Origin of the sequence: Mesorhizobium sp. Primo-A, assembly GCF_003997175.1 — a bacterium.
Taxonomy (GTDB): domain Bacteria; phylum Pseudomonadota; class Alphaproteobacteria; order Rhizobiales; family Rhizobiaceae; genus Mesorhizobium; species Mesorhizobium ciceri.
Genome location: NZ_RZTG01000001.1, coordinates 317,390 through 333,751 on the forward strand (window position 1 = coordinate 317,390; position 16,362 = coordinate 333,751).

Sequence of the window (16,362 nt, forward strand, 5' to 3'; positions counted from 1 at the left end):
GGCGTTCAGCTCAGCTTGCCGATCATGCCTTTGACGAACCAGTTCATGCCGCGAACATCGTCATCGGCCAGGACGGAGCCTGCAGCGACCTTGAGGTTGCCGGCCTGGTCCTTCAACTCGCCGCCATAGGGGTGCACCTTGCCGCTGCCGATGTCGGCCTCGAGCTGCTTCAGCTTGGCCTTGGTGTCGGCCGGTATGCCGTCATTGTAGGGCGCCATCTTCACGACGCCCGCTGCCAGTCCATCCCAGCGCACTTCCGGCTTCCAGGTGCCGGCGGCGACGGCCTTGGCGGCGCCGACATAGTCGCTGGTCCAGTCGAGGACAAAGGACGTCAGCTGTTTGCCCGAAGCGAACTTGGCCATGTCGCTGGCGTAGCCGATCGACCAGGCGCCGCCTTCACCCGCGACCTGGACGCCCGTCGCCGTGTCGGTCATCGAGCAGATGACGTCGCAGCCTTGCGAAAGCAGCGTCTTGGCGGCCTCCTTCTCCTTGCCCGGATCGAACCAGGAATTGAGGAAGATGGCGTTGCAGGTGGCGTTCGGATTGACGCTTTGCGCACCGAGCAGCAGCGCGTTGGCCGGGCCGACGATATCCGGAATCGGAAAGCCGCCGATGAAACCAATCTTGCCCGATTTCGACATGTAGCCGCCGGCCGCGCCGGCGACGAAAGTGCCCTCGTAATATTTGGCTTCAAAGGTACCCAGATTGGCAAGGTGGACGATGCCGGAGCAATGTTCGAAAGCCACCTTGGGGAACCGCGGCGCCACTTTCTGCATGGGCGTTCCGTGCGAAAAGCTGGTGCCGAAGATCAGTTTGTTGCCGGCGCTGGCCAGCTCGCGGAAAATGCGCTCCGCATCCTGCGGCATGAAGATGTTGTCGATGACGGTGAGTTCGGCCTTGTCGCCGAACGCGGCTTTGATCGCCTCGACGCCAAGGCTGTGCTGCTTGGTCCAGCCGATTTCGGCGATCGGCGAGACGTAGACGACGCCGATCTTGAGCACCTCTTGAGCCTTGGCGACCGTGCTCAGCCCTCCGGCACCGAGCGCAGCACCCAGCGCACCGCTGTATTTCAGGAATCCGCGTCTTGTCAGGTCGTTCATGTCGGTAACCCTCTGTTGGTTTTTTTGGTTGATGCCCGGCTTGTCGATGCCCGGTCTTTGTTAGGGAGATGGACGTGCGCGTGCACCGCGCCGTCGCCATTCCCGGATGGTTTTGCCTGCCTCAATCCAGCCGATATCGTCGCTCCGTCGGCCTTGCCGTCGAGATAGGGTGCGAGCGCTTCGGCAGGCGTCATCTCCGGAAACACGTCGCGATCCATGATATAGCCGCGCACCACGGTGCGGTGATGCGTGTCGATCAGGTCCATGGCCTGTTTCAGGCGGCCCTTTTCCAGGAGGTCGACGACCCTCGAATGATCGTCGAGCAGATTGCAATAGTCGAAATCGGCTGAAATGAGCGAGCGCAGCAGCGTCGTGCGGCGCACCAGCTGGGCATGGATTTCCTGCATCACCTTGTTGCGGCTAAGGCGCACGAACACCGTGTGGAATTCCTGGCCGAGCACGTCGGCCAGCGCATCGTTGCCGGCGGCGACTGCCTGGCGCTGGCGTTCGACATGCTGGCGCAGCTCGGCCCATCCGGCGGGGCCAAGGCGATCGCTGAGCTGGGCCGCCACCCCCTGTTCGACAAGGGTCAGCGCGTCGTAAATCTCCATTGCCTCCTGCATGCTTGGCCTGGCGACGAAGGCGCCGCGGTTGCGCTCGATCTGCGCCAGCCCGTCATCGGCGAGCCGTATCAGGGCCTGACGCACCACGATGCGGCTGACATCGAATATCTCGGCAAGCTCGCGCTCGCCGAGCTTGCAGCCGGGCACCAGCCGATGGTCGATGATGGCGCGGGTCAGCGTGTCCGCGATCGTCTGGGAGCGGCTGCTCAAGGCACGGTTCTCCGCCTTTGCGACGACATGATCAGCAGGCTTTCCATGATGAAGACATGACGCTTCGGGATGTGCCATATCCCAGGTTCAGGTTTTCCATATCGGAATTCAATCATCATAGTCTGTCAACACAAAAAATGATTTTGGCTGACAAAAAATCATTGATTGGTATCCAATCTTGTGATTTCGTCATTGCGAAACGTCAGGCTAGGTTCGTGGTGAAGGGCTAGCCGAGTTGGGAGGGATGCCGATGGCAACCCGTTGCGTCGACCGCGAGCTTCTGAACGACTGGCATATCGTCGCTGACCAGGAATCGCTCAGCCAGGATGTGCCCTTTTCGACCCGTCTGCTTGGGGTCGATCTCGTCGTTCGAAAACATTCAAACAAGATCGAAGTCGTTCGCAACGATACCGGCGACGTGTTGAAGAGCGCCGAGCGCTATGGCTTCGTCTGGACCTGTCTGGACAAACCCTGGCGCGACATCATCTACATCCCCGAGGCCAACGAGGCGGATCGACATCTGGTCAGCGGCGGCTCGATCGCGGTCAAGGTGTCGGGCCTTCGCGCCGTCGAGAATTTTCTCGACATGGGGCATTTCCCCTTCATCCACACAGGCTGGCTCGGCGAGGAGCCGCATACCGAGGTCGTGCCTTACAAGGTGGAAATCACGCCCCAGGACGAGGTGCTGGCGACCGAATGCAAATTCTACCAGCCCATCGCGTCGCCGACCGCGAAGGAAGGGTTCGTCGTCGAGTACATCTACAAGGTGATCCGGCCCTATACGGTGGCGCTCTACAAGAGCAATCCGATCCAGAAGGGGAGGCTGGATGTCATCACGCTGTTCGTGCAGCCGGTCGACGAGGAGAACTGCGTCGCGCATCCCTATCTCTGCTACCTCAAGGAGGGCATGGATGCGGCGACGGTGCGCAGTTTCATGCAATTGATCTTCGCGCAGGACAAGCCGATCCTGGAAAACCAGGTCCCCAAGCGCCTGCCGCTCGATCCGCGCGCCGAGACGCCGATCCGCGCCGATGCCGTCTCGGTTTCCTATCGGCGCTGGCTGCGTGACAGGGCGGTCACCTATGGTGCGATACCGGCACAGATCTGATGACGTCCGAGGGTATTTGAAGGGATAACATGATGACGAAATGCGCTGATCCCGTGATCCTCAATCTCTGGCATCCCGTGGGCGCCATCGCGGAAGCTGCTCCCGGCGCCGTCCAGGAGACCGTTCTGCTCGAGGAGCGCCTCAGCTTTGCGGTGGACGCGGATGGCGAGCCCGTCGTCTGGCGCTCGCGTCCCGATGTGCAAAGGGCTGACCATATTCCACCCGCCGACAGGCTGCCTGCAATAAGCGCCTATGGCTATGTCTGGACTTCGCTCGGGTCGCCGCCGGCCGAGCTGTTCCCGATCCCCGAATATCAAGAGCCGGACCGCCGCAAGCTCAATGCGGCAACGTTCGGCGTCAACGTCTCGGCGCCACGCGCCATCGAGAACTTTCTCGACATGGGCCACTTCCCCTATGTGCATACCGACATACTCGGCGTCGAGCCGCATACCGAAGTCAAGGAATACGACGTCGAGATCTCCGTCGATCGCGACGAGATCCTGGCCACGCGCTGCCGCTTCTTCCAGCCGATGGCGTCGACGGCGTCCGATGGCGGCGCCGACGTCGACTACGTCTATCGCGTGCCGCATCCCTATTGCTCGGTGCTCTATAAATCGAGCCCGGTCGACGAGACCCGGCGCGATGTCATCGCCGTCTTCCTGCAGCCGGTCGACCAGGAGCATGTGCGCGCCCACATGCTGCTTTGCGTGCTCGACGAAGACAATGAAGACAAGGTGATCAAGCGTTTCCAGCAGACGATCTTCGGCCAGGACAAGCCGATCCTGGAAAACCAGGTGCCGAAGCGCCTGCCGCTCGATCCGCGCGCCGAGACGCCGATCCGCGCTGACAAGTCGGCCATCGCCTACCGGCGCTGGCTCAGCCAGAAGGGCGTGACCTACGGGGTCATCCCGGCTGCAGCCTGACAGACATTTTGGAGACGATTGATGTTGGAAGAAGCCAGAAGCCGGTGGCATCCGATCGCCGCTGCCCATGATTTGCCGTTTCGCCACGTTTTCCACGGCCAGTTGCTGGGCCGGGAATTCGCCGTGTGGCGGGCCGATGACGGTTACGTCAACATCTGGGAGAACCGCTGCCTGCATCGCGGCGTCAGGCTGTCGATCGGCATCAATGACGGGCGCGAACTGAAATGCCAGTATCACGGCTGGCGTTATTCGAACCGCACCGCTGGCTGCACCTATATCCCGGCTCATCCGGCCGATGCACCCGCCCGCACCATCACCAACCGCACTTTTCCGGCGGTCGAACGTTATGGCTTGGTCTGGTCCTCGGAAGAGCCGCGCGGGGAGGTGCCTGAGATTGCCGGCCTCGCCGAAGACAAGCTCCTCGCCTTGCGCGGCATCGCGGTCAACGCGCCGGCCGACAAAGTCGTCGAGAGGCTGAGAGCCTATCGCTTTCAACCCAACGGAGCGATCGACGGCGAGGGCGCCGACATTCTCGTCGAAGCCGCCCAGGATTTCGCTGTGGCGCTTCGCTCGCGAGCCAGCGGCGCCGAGACGCAGGGCGTTTTCTTCGTGCAGCCGGTCGATTCCAACCGTTCGGTGATCCGCGGCGTGCTCGATCAGGAGGCCGAGGGCGCCGCGCGCATTGCCATTCTGCGTCACCACAATGAGCGGCTTTCCAAGCTGCGCGACGAGGTCGAGCGCGACGTGGCGAACGCGCCGGCGCCGGCGCCGCTCGAGCCGGTCTACGAACGGGTCTCGGCCGAACTCGCCGAAATGCCTGAGGTGACCACGCATGGCCGCAAGGCTGCGCTGCGTGTCAGCGTGGCCAGAAAATGGCAGACCGCCGACGGGATCGCAGGCTTCGAGCTTCGTCCGATCAAGGGCATCCTGCCGACGTTCCAGCCTGGAGCTCATATCGACGTCCACATGCCCAATGGCGAGATCAGGCAGTATTCGATCACCAACGGTCCTGGTGAAACCGACAGCTTCACCATCGGCGTCAAGCTGGAACGGGACTCCAAGGGTGGCTCGAAATGCATGCATGAGACGGTGCGAGAGGGCGACGTGCTGGCGATTTCCGAGCCACGCAACAACTTCCCGCTGCGCCGCGATGCGATCAAGACGCTGTTCGTCGCCGGCGGCATCGGCATCACGCCGCTGCTCGCCATGGCGCAGGCGCTGAAGAACCAGGAGCTTGCGCACGAGCTGCATTATTTCGCGCAAGGCGAGGAACACCTCGCCTTTGCCGATCGGCTGAAGCATCTCGGCGATGCGCTGAAGCCGCATCTCGGCCTCTCGCCCGACGCGACCGGCGCCGAGCTTCGACAACTCCTCGCCGGTTATCGCAATGGCATGCATCTCTACATCTGCGGCCCGGGACCGATGCTGGAAGCCGCGCGCAAGATCGCGGCCGAGCAGGGCTGGCCGGATAGCGCCGTCCATTTCGAGTACTTCAAGAACACCAACAAGATCGACGACAGTTCGAGCTTCGAGGTCGCGCTGGCGCGCTCCTGCGTCACGCTTCAGGTGCCGGCGGGCAAGACGATCATGCAGGTCATGCGCGAAAGCGGCATCGATGTTCCGTCGTCTTGCGAGCAAGGCGCCTGCGGCACTTGCGTGGCGACGGTGATCGAGGGCGAACCGGACCATCAGGACGTCTACCTCAACGATGCCGAGAGGAAGGCCGGAACCAAGATCATGACCTGCGTTTCGCGCGCCAAATCGGCACGCCTCGTGCTGGACATCTAACTGTTTGTTTTACGCAATTCCGGACGGAAAACCGTTACACACTTTTCCTGGAATTGCTTTAGGAGCCGCCGATGATCACGCTTTACGACTACGAACTGTCGGGCAATTGCTACAAGCTGCGGCTGCTGATGAGTTTTCTCGGCATCGACTACAAGACCGTGCCGGTCGACTTCTACCCCGGCCGCGAACACAAGTCGGAATGGTTCCTGAAACTCAATCCGCTTGGCCAGCTGCCGGTCATCGAGGATGAAGAGCTGATCTTGCGCGATGCCCAAGCGATCCTTGTCTATCTCGCCTCGAAATACGATCCGTCGGGCACCTGGTATCCGCGGGACAATCCCGCTCTGCTGGGCGAGATCAGCCAGTGGCTGGCCTTTGCAGACGGTATCACTTCGACGGCGTCGGCCGCCCGCCTGCACGATGCGCTGTTTTATGACTTCGATATCGACGCCGCGCGTGCCGGCGCGCATCGCCTTTTCCGTATCCTCGACGAGCATCTGTGGTTCGGCGAACAGCAGGGCCGCAACTGGATCTGTTCGGCCAGTCACCCGACCATCGCCGACATCGCCTGTTTTCCTTACATCATCCTGTCGGAGGAAGGCGGTGTTCCGCGCCAGGACTATCCGGCTATTCGGCGCTGGTGCGACCGTGTCAAGCGCATCAAGGGCTTCACCGTCATGTCGGGTGTGTTTCCCGCCGGCCCCGGCAAGATCGCCGCATAGTCTGATCATAAGCGCCGCGTTCTGGCCCGGCAAAATAGAGATTTGGGAGAGAAAAAGAATGAAAACCCGCGCCGCTGTCGCTGTCGCCGCCGGAAAGCCGCTGGAGATCATGGAGGTCGACCTCGAGGGCCCGCGCGAGGGCGAAGTGCTGGTCGAGATCAAGGCGACAGGCATTTGCCACACCGACGAATTCACACTGTCGGGCGCCGATCCGGAAGGTCTGTTTCCGGCCATCCTCGGCCATGAAGGCGCCGGCGTCGTCGTCGATGTCGGCAAGGGTGTCACCTCGCTCAAGAAGGGCGACCACGTCATCCCGCTCTATACGCCCGAATGCCGCCAGTGCCCGTCCTGCCTGTCGAGAAAGACGAACCTCTGCACGGCGATCCGCGCCACGCAGGGCCAGGGCCTGATGCCCGATGGTTCGTCGCGCTTCTCGATCGGCAAGGACAAGATCTTTCACTATATGGGCTGCTCGACCTTCTCCAACTTCACCGTGCTGCCCGAGATCGCACTGGCCAAGGTCAATCCGGACGCGCCCTTCGACAAGATCTGCTACATCGGCTGCGGCGTCACCACCGGCATCGGTGCCGTGATCAACACCGCCAAGGTCGAGATCGGCGCCACCGCGGTCGTCTTCGGCCTCGGCGGCATCGGCCTCAATGTCATCCAGGGCCTGAAACTTGCCGGCGCCGACATGATCATCGGCGTCGATTTGAACAACGACAAGAAGGAGTGGGGCGAGCGCTTCGGCATGACGCATTTCGTCAATCCGAAGGAGATCGACGGCGATGTCGTGCCCTACCTCGTCAACATCACCAAGCGTGGCGCCGACCAGATCGGCGGCGCCGACTACACATTCGACTGCACGGGGAGCACCAAGGTCATGCGTCAGGCGCTCGAAGCCTCGCATCGCGGCTGGGGCAAGTCGGTGGTCATCGGCGTTGCCGGCGCCGGCCAGGAGATCTCGACCAGGCCGTTCCAGCTGGTCACCGGCCGCACCTGGATGGGCACCGCCTTCGGCGGCGCGCGCGGCCGCACCGATGTGCCGAAGATCGTCGACTGGTACATGGACGGCAAGATCCAGATCGACCCGATGATCACCCACACGCTCAAGCTCGAGGACATCAACAAGGGTTTCGATCTCATGCATGAGGGCAAATCGATCAGAAGCGTCGTGGTTTACTGAGGAAGATCGCAGGCCGCGGTCCAACCGGCGCGCGGCCTCCGTGGTTCACAATGGGAGGAGAAAAGAAACATGAGCGAACTCCCCGCCATTCTCGTCGATGCAGACGCCTGCCCGGTCAAGGCCGAGGTCGAAAAAGTGGCCGACCGGCATGGCGTCGTTGTCACCTACGTCTCCAATGGCGGCCTGCGGCCGTCGCGCGATCCGATGGTCCGCAATGTCGTGGTCTCCAAGGGCGCTGATGCCGCCGACGACTGGATCGTCGACAATGCACGCACCAACGACATTGTGATCACCGCCGACATTCCGCTGGCCGCCCGCGCGGTGGCGCTTGGCGCCCATGTGCTTGGGCCAACCGGACGTCCCTTCACGCCGGAAACGATCGGCATGGCGGTGGCGATGCGCGACCTGAAGCAGCATCTGCGCGAGACCGGCGAAAGCAAGGGCTACAATGCCAGCTTCGCGCCGCAAGACCGGTCGCGGTTTCTGGGCGAACTCGATCGCATCTTGCGGCGTGCCATGAAATCGGCCACACCGGATTAGCGCTATCCAGGGCTGGAACCACCATGGCCGCCGAAGCTCCGATAGACAAACCCATGCAGCGCCACATGCTGTTTGCTGTGTCTGCCTGCTTCGGCGTCTTTGCGCTTCTGGTGGCGTTGCTGCTGCACGCTCCGCTTGCCTATTCGATCGGCGCCAACGCGTTCTTTGCCGCCTATGTCATTCTCGTCGTCGCCCAGATGCCGAAGTTCACCGGCAGGTATCTGAGCAAGAATGCGCGCGCCACCGACCAGCCGGTGCTGGTCATCTTCGCCGTGACGCTTGTCGTCGTCGGCGTTGCCGTTGTCGCATTGTTCCTGCTGATCAATCAGAAGGACAGAAGCCATCCCATCGAGCTCTTCTTCGCGCTGCTGTCGATCCCGCTCGGCTGGTTCACCATCCATGCCATGGCAGCGCTCCATTATGCTCATGTCTACTGGATGGATGGCGATGCGATGGATGCCGAGACCAGGAAGAAAATCCCGGTCGGCGGACTGCTGTTTCCGGGCGACAAACGGCCGGAGGGTTGGGACTTCCTCTATTTCTCGACGGTGATCGGCATGACGGCGCAGACCGCCGACACCAACATCTCGACGACGCATATGCGTCGTGTCGTGCTTGTCCACTCGATCCTGTCGTTTTTCTTCAACACGGTCATCGTCGCCGCTGCCGTCAATCTCGCCGTCAGCCTGGGCGGTCCGTAATAAATCCGTGATCGGATGAAACATCGGTTTGGATCGCGACGTATCAGGAGGACAATGAGCGCGCAGGCCATGCCGCGAGGCCGGGAGACGAAACACGATGGAATCCGTTGCCAGAAGCCAATCCGCCGCCGATCCAGGCGCTTCGGCGTCGAACGACAAAACGCTGATTTACCGGCAGTCGCGCTGGACGCGGCTGACGCATTGGCTGTGGGCCATCTCGCTGTTCTTCATGCTGTTGTCCGGCCTGCAGATCTTCAATGCCCGTCCGCAGCTCTATATCGGCAAGCAATCGGGCTTCGATTACAACAACACCATCTTCGCCATCGGCGCCGAGAACTCCGATGCGGGTCCGCGCGGCTACACGGAGATCTTCGGCAAACGCTTCAACACCACTGGGGTGCTCGGCTGGTCGGGTCCGGCCGGCCAGGAGACGTCCCGCGCCTTCCCGTCCTGGGCGACCATCCCGTCCTACTATGATCTCGGCACTGCGCGCGTCATCCATTTCTTCTTTGCCTGGATACTCACCACGACGTTGATCGTCTGGCTGGTCGCCAGCATCGTCAACGGTCACATCCGCCGCGATCTCGCGCCACGCCTCGACGATTTGAAGCGGTTGCCGCAAGACATCGTCGACCACGCCAAGCTCAAATTCCACCACACGCGCGAATACAACACGCTGCAGAAGATGGCCTATGGCGGGGTTCTGTTCGTGCTGCTGCCGCTGATGATCATCACCGGTCTGGCGATGTCGCCAAGCATGAACTCGGTGCTGCCTTTCCTCAACGATCTGCTCGGTGGCCGGCAGACGGCACGCACCATCCATTTCACCGTGATGGTGCTGCTGGTCGCCTTCTTCGTCGTCCATATCCTGATGATCCTGGCCGCCGGCCCGATCAACGAGCTGCGCTCGATCATCACCGGCTGGTACCGCACCGATCCTCCCGCACAGAACGACAATACAGCCGAGAGGAGTGCCTGACATGGCGAAGTTTGAGATCAGCCGCCGCAAATTCCTGACCGCTGCCGGCCTTGGCGCTTCCGGTATCATGCTGTCGGGCTGCGACGCCTTTGACAGCCAGCTAAGCGTCGGCAGCGGCCTGCGCAGTTTCCTCGAAAACGCCAATGGCCTGACATACCGGGCGCAACGCCTGCTCGCCGGACGCGGTGCGCTGGCGCCGGAATTCACCGAGGCCGATATCCGCCAGCCGCAGCGGCCGAACGGCGTCACCGCTCCCGATGACGACGTCTACAAGGGCCTGCTCGCCAACAATTTCGCCGACTGGCGTCTGGAAGTGACGGGTCTTGTCGAAAAGCCGCTGTCGCTCAGCCGCGAGCAGCTCCAGAACATGCCAAGCCGCACCCAGATCACCCGCCATGACTGCGTCGAAGGCTGGAGCTGCATAGCCAAATGGACCGGCACGCCGCTGTCGCTGGTGCTGGACCAGGCGGTGGTCAAACCGCAGGCGCGCTATGTCATGTTCCATTGCCTCGACACGATCGACCGCAGCCTGTCGGGCGACATCAAATATTACGGCACCATCGACCTCATCGATGCCCGTCACCCGCAGACGATCCTCGCCTACGGCCTGAACGGCAAGCCGCTGCCGGTCGAGAACGGCGCGCCGCTGCGGGTTCGCGTCGAGCGCCAGCTCGGCTACAAGATGCCGAAATATCTCTACAAGATCGAACTGGTCGACGGCTTTGCCGATGTCGGCGGTGGCAGGGGCGGCTATTGGGAAGACAATGGCTATGACTGGTACGGCGGGATCTGAGCTGCACACCGCAAATCCGGCGCTGAAGATGCTAGCCTAGCGAGCGGCGAAACAGCTCGCCTTTTCCGGCAATCTGCTCGCCAATGCCGCCAAGCCGCAGCATATGCCAGGCAAGTGCATGGTTGCTGGAGGTGACCGGTTTCCCCAACTCCTTCTCGACCTCCTCGATGATGCGGGCAACGCGCATGCTGGTGCAGGAAACGAACACCGCATCACAGTCGCTCGACGCACCGATTTCCAAGATGGCCTGCTTGACCGATGCCGGCGTGATGCGTGCAACGACATTGTCGTCCGCCTCGTTGAAGGAGCCCATGACCGGAATATCCATCCCCCGCGCCATCAGCGATGCCCGCAGCGAATGATTGATTTTCGCCAAGTAAGGGGTGAGCAGCGCGATCCTCGAGACCCCCAGGGCCTTCAGCGCGGCGCGTGCCGCGGTCACCGGATTGGTCACCTGCACACCAGGCAGCACCTCGTGAACGCGCTCGGCAACCTTATCCTCGCCGATGACCAGCGCTCCCGACGTGCAGGCAAAGCCGATCACATCGAACTTGACGTCGGGCAAGAGTCCCACCGTTGCCGGGATTACCGCCGACATTTTCATCAGGTTTTCCGGTGTGATCTCGACATCGCTGTAGAGCCGCGCCTCGTACAGCGCGATGTCGCGCGCGGGCAGCGCATACCGGAATTCATCCTCGATGGTCTGGTCGGTCCGCAGCACGAGCAGGCCGAGATTGGCGCGCGTGCCGATACCGTCATCGGTCTTGAAGGGAATGTGTTCCTTGTCGAGGACAAGCGTGTCGTCGGCGCGGCTAACCGGGGCGTCCATGGCGCAGTCCCCTCCCTGATGCCAATCAGAATTGTCGACAATAGAAACGGCGATATTGCCGAAACTGTCAAGGGCTCTGTGCAGATCCTGGGAACCGGTAAACGCCTGAATTTTGCGCTTGCGCGGATCGCTTGTCCGTCGCCGACCCATTCACCGTTGACAGGGATCGGCGTCTTCCTATTGAATTGTCGACAATAGGAACACAGCCCTTCGGGACAGCAATGCGCGTATTGATCTTGGGCGGCGGCGTGGTCGGGATCACCACCACTTATCAGTTGCAAAAGGACGGCCACGCGGTCACTGTTCTCGAGCAGGCACCGCAGGTGGCCGAGGGCGCGAGCTGGGCAAATGCAGGCATGATCGCGCCCGGTCACTCCTTCGTCTGGTCATCACCAGCCGCGCCAAAAATCCTGCTGAAGTCGCTGTTCCTGAAAGACCAGGCGCTTCGCTTCAAACTTTCCGCCGACCCGCATCTCTACAGCTGGTCGCTGCGCTTCCTCAGGGAATGCACGGCCGCCAAAGCGCGTCGCAACACCCTCCTCAAACATCGGCTTGCGGTCCATTCCCAATCGGTCCTGCAGGCGGTCGTCAGGGAGGAATCGATCCAATACGACAGGACCTCGGCCGGCATCCTTTACTTCCACCGCAGCCGTCAGGCGCTCGACAAGGGCGTCGCCAACATGCGCCTGCTGGAGGCCGACGGCCAGGAGATCCGCATTGTCGACGCACAGGAAATCATTGACCGCGAGCCGGCGCTGGCTTCGTCGCGCGGCAGCATTGCCGGCGGCATAATGTGTCCAACCGATGAAACCGGCGACGCCGCCAAGTTCACGCGCGCGCTGGCGGCCATCGTCGAAACGAGGGGCGGCAAGATCCTGACAAGCACGAGGATCGTCGGGATCGAACGCAGGAATGACGCGATCATCCGGGTCGTCACCGACAAGGGAGAATTTCTGGCCGACACCTACGTTCTGTGTCTCGGCGCCGAAAGCCCGATCCTCGCCCGCAAGATCGGCCTTGGTTTGCCGATCTATCCGGTCAAAGGATATTCCCTGACCATTCCCATCGTCGACCCGGCGCTGGCTCCAAAACTCCCCGTCATCGATGAGCACAATCTCGTTGCCATCACGCCGATGGGCGATCGCATCCGCGTCACCGCCACCGCGGAATTCGCGGGCTATGATCGCAGCCACAAGCCTTCGGATTTCGCCTTCATGAAGCGCGTCACGCAGGACCTGTTCCCGCGCGGTATCGCCTATGATCGCGCCGAAATGCGGGCCTGCCTGAGACCCATGACGCCCGACAATCTGCCGATCCTCGGCCTGCGCAACATCAAGAACCTCTGGCTGAACACCGGCCACGGCCATATTGGATGGACGATGGCGCATGGATCGGCCCGCATCGTCGCCGACCTGATCGCCGGCCGGGCTGCGCCGATCGCCCTCGACGGTATCCTTCCCACACAGGCGCGGTTCGCCGAACCAAGCGCCGCAAAGGCTTGACCGACGCCATGCTCCGACCCACCAGGCACAGCAACCAGGACGACGATGCGGCGTTGGCATCCAAGCCGATCAAGACCGGCCCGCGCGTCTATGAAGAGATCCGTCGCATGGCGATGGACTATCGCTTCAAGCCGAACGAGCGCATCAACGAAGTGGCGCTTGCCGCGAGGCTGAATGTCAGCCGCAGCCCGATCAGGGAGGCCCTCCAGCGGCTGGTCACGGAGGAACTCATCACCTTCCAGACCAATCGCGGCTTCTTTTGCCGCGGCTTCGATGTCGACGAGGTCGTCAATCTTTCCGACGTGCGGGCGGTGCTTGAGGAGCGCTCCGTCAGGCTGGCGATCCAGCGCGCGACCAATGAAGAGCTCGCCGCGCTCGTCGACTGGTGGACGCTCACCATGGCGCGCGCCGACTCGTTTTCCAGCGCCGAGCTGACCGCCAGGGACGAGGAGTTTCACATCCGCATCGCCAGGCTGTCAGGCAATCCCGAACTGGCGCGCATGCTCGAAGGCATCAACACGCGCATCCATTTCGTTCGCAAGATCGAAGTGGAGAAGCACCGGCGACTGTCGACAACCTACACCGAACACAGCGAAATCGCCCGAGCCATGGTAACCCGCGATGCCGACACGGCCGCAAGGCTCATGCATGACCACATCGACATCAGTGTCGCCGATGCCATGTCGACCGTCCGGGAAGGCCTGGCCCGGATATACGTCGACGTCGATCAGATCTGACCAGCATCCCGGATCCGATTAAGCAATCCCTGGCCGGTCAGGCAACCTTGTCGAGCAGCGGCCTGAGCGCCGGGTGAATTTCCGGCGAGGCGTGCTTGATCAGGGTCAGCAGCGCGCGTTCGTTCTCGTAAAGTGGCCTGTCGACGCCGATATGTTCGATCAGCCAGCCGGCTTCGCCGGCATCGATCGTCTCGGCACGGCGGGCCAGGGCCTCGGCCGCCCTGTTCTTGGCTTCCCATTCGGCTTCGATGTCGCCAGGAGATCGGTAGGCCTCCATGATGCCGGCAAGCCCGCCGGAGATCATGCGGCTGAAGAAGCCGCCGATTTCCGGATCGGCATGTTCGAGGAAGGCGTCATGGCGCAGCGCCACGTCGCGCGTCGGTGCTTCGTAGCCGGCCGAGCACATGACGAAATTGGCGATCGCCTTGACGAACAGCTCGTTCCAGGACGGATCGTTTTGTCCTTGAGCAGTCCGCTCGTTGATCTTGAGCAGCACCTCGGCCTCGGCGCGCGTGATGGCGATGTTGCCGTCGCCGCCATGGGCATGGAGTATCCGGCGCAAAAGCTCGACCTCCGCCTGCGCGACGAGGCCCGGAGCCAGCGCGCCGCCGAGCATCAGCGGCCCCTTGCCGTCAATGACGGCATGCGCCACCTGCTCCAGCGCATACACACAAAGCTGGGCCGGCGACGATTTCGCCTGTTCCAGCACATGCACCAGCAATTCGAGTTCGGTCCGGCTGTCGACCATGCCGTCGCGCGAGATCGTGCGGATCAGCCAGTCGGCATTGTCCTGCGAGATATAGCCCGATGGCTTTTCCTGGTGGACGATATAGTCGGTGACCGCCTCAATGAAGAAGGGCGGCCATTCCTGGCATTTGTCCTTCGCCGTGGCATCGAGCGCGAACAGCGCCTCGGCCTCGCCACGCGTCACGACGCCGTCGCCGAACACTTCATGGCGCAACATCGCCACGTCCTCCGCGGCGATGCGGCTTTTCGAGGTCAGCCCGGCCACCGGCGCGCTCATGATCAATTCGCCCATTTGTCGTCCCCGTCCGCCGTCGCCAAGCGCCGGCCCCATAGCGTCACACAAGCCAACATATCAGCAGTGTCTTGAAAAACCGGCAAACGGCGTGGTTAGTGAAGACTTGTCGCCAACGCATGTCGCCTGACAGCGTGCCGCGGTTTGAAGAACGACATGCACGCGCTTTAGATGTTGCTGACAGGTGACAAGCCGTCGCGCGCAAGCTATGGATGGCGCGTCGAGGACTCAGGGTCTTGAGTCCTACCTGTTTGCGGGAGAGAACAGCGAGAGCTGTCGCCGAAGGGGAAATCGCCCGAAATCTCTCAGGCAAAAGAACCGTAGACGGGAAAGACACTCTGGAAAGTCGGGGCTTGCCCCCGCGCCGAAGGTGTAAGCGCCGCTGACAGAGTTCCGGCTGCGCGAGTCTCTCAGGCTTCAGACAGAGGGGCACGGACTGGTCGCCATTCGCGACCGATTGCGTGCGACTCTGGAGACGACATGGCGGGCGACGACACAAAACACCTTCCCCTTGAAGATATCCATATGGCCGCCGGTGCGCGCTTCGGCGCCTTTGCCGGCTGGTCGATGCCGCTGACCTATCCGGCCGGCGTCATGAAGGAACACCTTCACACCCGCGAGCAGGCCGGCCTGTTCGACATCTCGCACATGAAGCTGTTCGAGGTCAGCGGACCGGAAGCGGCGGCACTGCTCAACCGTGCTTGCCCACTGGATGCCGGCGCGCTCGAAATCTCGCAATCCAAACTGTCCTTTTTCCTCAACGAAGCAGGCGGCATCCTCGACGACCTGATCGTCACCAGGCTTAGCGATGCCAGGTTCATGGTGGTCGCCAATGCCGGCAACGCCGTAGCCGACGAAAAGCATTTGCGTGCACTTGCCGCGGATTTCGACGCCAGGATCGAGCCGCTCGACCGCGTCTTCCTGGCCATCCAGGGTCCTGAAGCCTGGGCCGCCCTTTCCCGCGCCGGCATCGAGACCGGCTCGCTGCTGTTCATGCATGGGGTCGAACCGCGCAAGAACTGGTTCATGAGCCGGTCGGGCTATACCGGCGAGGACGGGTTCGAGATCGGCTTGCCGGAGGCCGATGCACGCGACCTCGTCGCGAAGCTGCTCGGAGACGAGCGCGTGCTGTGGATCGGCCTGGCTGCGCGCGACAGCCTGCGCCTGGAGGCCGGTCTCTGCCTGCATGGCCAGGACATCACACCGGAAACCGACCCGGCCAGCGCCGCCTTGATGTGGGCAATTCCAAAGGACATCCGCGCTTCCGGCACTTTCATCGGCGCCGATGCGCTCCGCGCCGCGGTGGAACGAGGACCCGCGCAAAAGCGCGTCGGTTTGAAGCCGGAAGGCCGCCAGCCGGTGCGTGGCGGTGCCGCGCTCTTCGACGCCGACGGCAACCCGGCCGGCCATGTCACGTCGGGCGGCTTCGGCCCCTCGGCCGGCCATCCGGTCGCCATGGGCTATGTCTCGACACCTCTGGCAAAGCCCGGAATTCGGGTTTTCGCCGATGTGCGCGGCACGAAAATCCCAGTCGATATCAGCTCCCTGCCCTTCACACCGCATCGCTACCGAAAAGGATGAT

General features: G+C 62.3%; 16 protein-coding genes and 1 riboswitch. Of the genes, 12 read left to right on the top strand and 4 right to left on the bottom strand.

What is annotated here, in order from left to right; translation table 11 throughout:
* Positions 1-5: 5 nt before the first annotated feature.
* Together EOC83_RS01415 and EOC83_RS01420 are read right to left on the bottom strand one after the other, a co-directional pair.
* The gene (locus EOC83_RS01415) at positions 6-1,100 is read right to left on the bottom strand and encodes a BMP family ABC transporter substrate-binding protein (protein ID WP_013529894.1); all 1,095 of its coding nucleotides are present in this window, start codon (positions 1,098-1,100) and stop codon (positions 6-8) included.
* The gene (locus tag EOC83_RS01420) at positions 1,097-1,933 is read right to left on the bottom strand and encodes a GntR family transcriptional regulator (protein ID WP_024505100.1); all 837 of its coding nucleotides are present in this window, start codon (positions 1,931-1,933) and stop codon (positions 1,097-1,099) included. The genes EOC83_RS01415 and EOC83_RS01420 overlap by 4 nt, the downstream gene beginning before the upstream one ends.
* A 250-nt stretch (positions 1,934-2,183) precedes the next feature.
* On the opposite strand from EOC83_RS01420, the gene EOC83_RS01425 reads away from it, so the two are divergent.
* From EOC83_RS01425 to EOC83_RS01465, 9 genes are all read left to right on the top strand, one after another.
* Positions 2,184-3,041 carry an aromatic ring-hydroxylating dioxygenase subunit alpha gene (locus EOC83_RS01425; protein WP_032809603.1) on the top strand — a complete coding sequence of 286 codons (858 nt, stop codon included), beginning with the start codon at positions 2,184-2,186 and terminating at the stop codon, positions 3,039-3,041.
* A gap of 29 nt (positions 3,042-3,070) precedes the next feature.
* A complete protein-coding gene (locus EOC83_RS01430; RefSeq protein ID WP_013529897.1) occupies positions 3,071-3,964 on the top strand; it encodes an aromatic ring-hydroxylating dioxygenase subunit alpha in 894 nt (297 codons plus the stop codon).
* Positions 3,965-3,985: 21 nt separating this feature from the next.
* Entirely contained in the window at positions 3,986-5,752 is a 1,767-nt protein-coding gene (locus tag EOC83_RS01435) for a Rieske 2Fe-2S domain-containing protein (RefSeq protein WP_063168880.1), read from the top strand.
* 71 nt (positions 5,753-5,823) lie between these two features.
* Complete coding sequence (locus tag EOC83_RS01440; protein ID WP_063168879.1) at positions 5,824-6,474, top strand: glutathione S-transferase; 651 nt, start codon at positions 5,824-5,826, stop codon at positions 6,472-6,474.
* A 58-nt stretch (positions 6,475-6,532) separates the two neighbouring features.
* Complete coding sequence (locus EOC83_RS01445; RefSeq protein ID WP_013531943.1) at positions 6,533-7,660, top strand: S-(hydroxymethyl)glutathione dehydrogenase/class III alcohol dehydrogenase; 1,128 nt, start codon at positions 6,533-6,535, stop codon at positions 7,658-7,660.
* Between the two features lie 69 nt (positions 7,661-7,729).
* Complete coding sequence (locus tag EOC83_RS01450; protein WP_013531944.1) at positions 7,730-8,200, top strand: YaiI/YqxD family protein; 471 nt, start codon at positions 7,730-7,732, stop codon at positions 8,198-8,200.
* Positions 8,201-8,223: 23 nt separating this feature from the next.
* Positions 8,224-8,901, top strand: a complete 678-nt coding sequence (locus tag EOC83_RS01455; protein WP_013531945.1) for a DUF1345 domain-containing protein — start codon at positions 8,224-8,226, stop codon at positions 8,899-8,901.
* Between the two features lie 97 nt (positions 8,902-8,998).
* A complete protein-coding gene (locus EOC83_RS01460; protein ID WP_013531946.1) occupies positions 8,999-9,880 on the top strand; it encodes a cytochrome b/b6 domain-containing protein in 882 nt (293 codons plus the stop codon).
* A 1-nt stretch (position 9,881) separates the two neighbouring features.
* The gene (locus EOC83_RS01465; RefSeq protein ID WP_013531947.1) at positions 9,882-10,673 is read left to right on the top strand and encodes a molybdopterin-binding protein; all 792 of its coding nucleotides are present in this window, start codon (positions 9,882-9,884) and stop codon (positions 10,671-10,673) included.
* A 31-nt stretch (positions 10,674-10,704) separates the two neighbouring features.
* Here the strand turns inward: EOC83_RS01465 and EOC83_RS01470 are convergent, their stop codons facing one another.
* Positions 10,705-11,502 carry an aspartate/glutamate racemase family protein gene (locus EOC83_RS01470; protein ID WP_013531948.1) on the bottom strand — a complete coding sequence of 266 codons (798 nt, stop codon included), beginning with the start codon at positions 11,500-11,502 and terminating at the stop codon, positions 10,705-10,707.
* A 221-nt stretch (positions 11,503-11,723) separates the two neighbouring features.
* On the opposite strand from EOC83_RS01470, the gene EOC83_RS01475 reads away from it, so the two are divergent.
* Complete coding sequence (locus EOC83_RS01475) at positions 11,724-13,004, top strand: D-amino acid dehydrogenase (RefSeq protein ID WP_063167890.1); 1,281 nt, start codon at positions 11,724-11,726, stop codon at positions 13,002-13,004.
* A gap of 8 nt (positions 13,005-13,012) precedes the next feature.
* On the top strand, positions 13,013-13,741 hold the full coding sequence (locus tag EOC83_RS01480; RefSeq protein ID WP_024505339.1) for a GntR family transcriptional regulator: 729 nt from the start codon (positions 13,013-13,015) through the stop codon (positions 13,739-13,741).
* 37 nt (positions 13,742-13,778) lie between these two features.
* Here EOC83_RS01480 and EOC83_RS01485 read toward each other — a convergent pair whose 3' ends face one another.
* Positions 13,779-14,780, bottom strand: coding sequence for a hypothetical protein (locus tag EOC83_RS01485; protein WP_063167889.1), 1,002 nt, complete (start codon positions 14,778-14,780; stop codon positions 13,779-13,781).
* A gap of 244 nt (positions 14,781-15,024) precedes the next feature.
* Positions 15,025-15,111, top strand: a riboswitch (glycine riboswitch).
* 149 nt (positions 15,112-15,260) lie between these two features.
* Here EOC83_RS01485 and gcvT point away from each other — a divergent pair.
* Positions 15,261-16,361: a glycine cleavage system aminomethyltransferase GcvT gene (gene gcvT, locus EOC83_RS01490; RefSeq protein WP_063167888.1), complete on the top strand. Its 1,101-nt coding sequence runs from the start codon at positions 15,261-15,263 to the stop codon at positions 16,359-16,361.
* The last annotated feature ends 1 nt before the right edge of the window (position 16,362 follow it).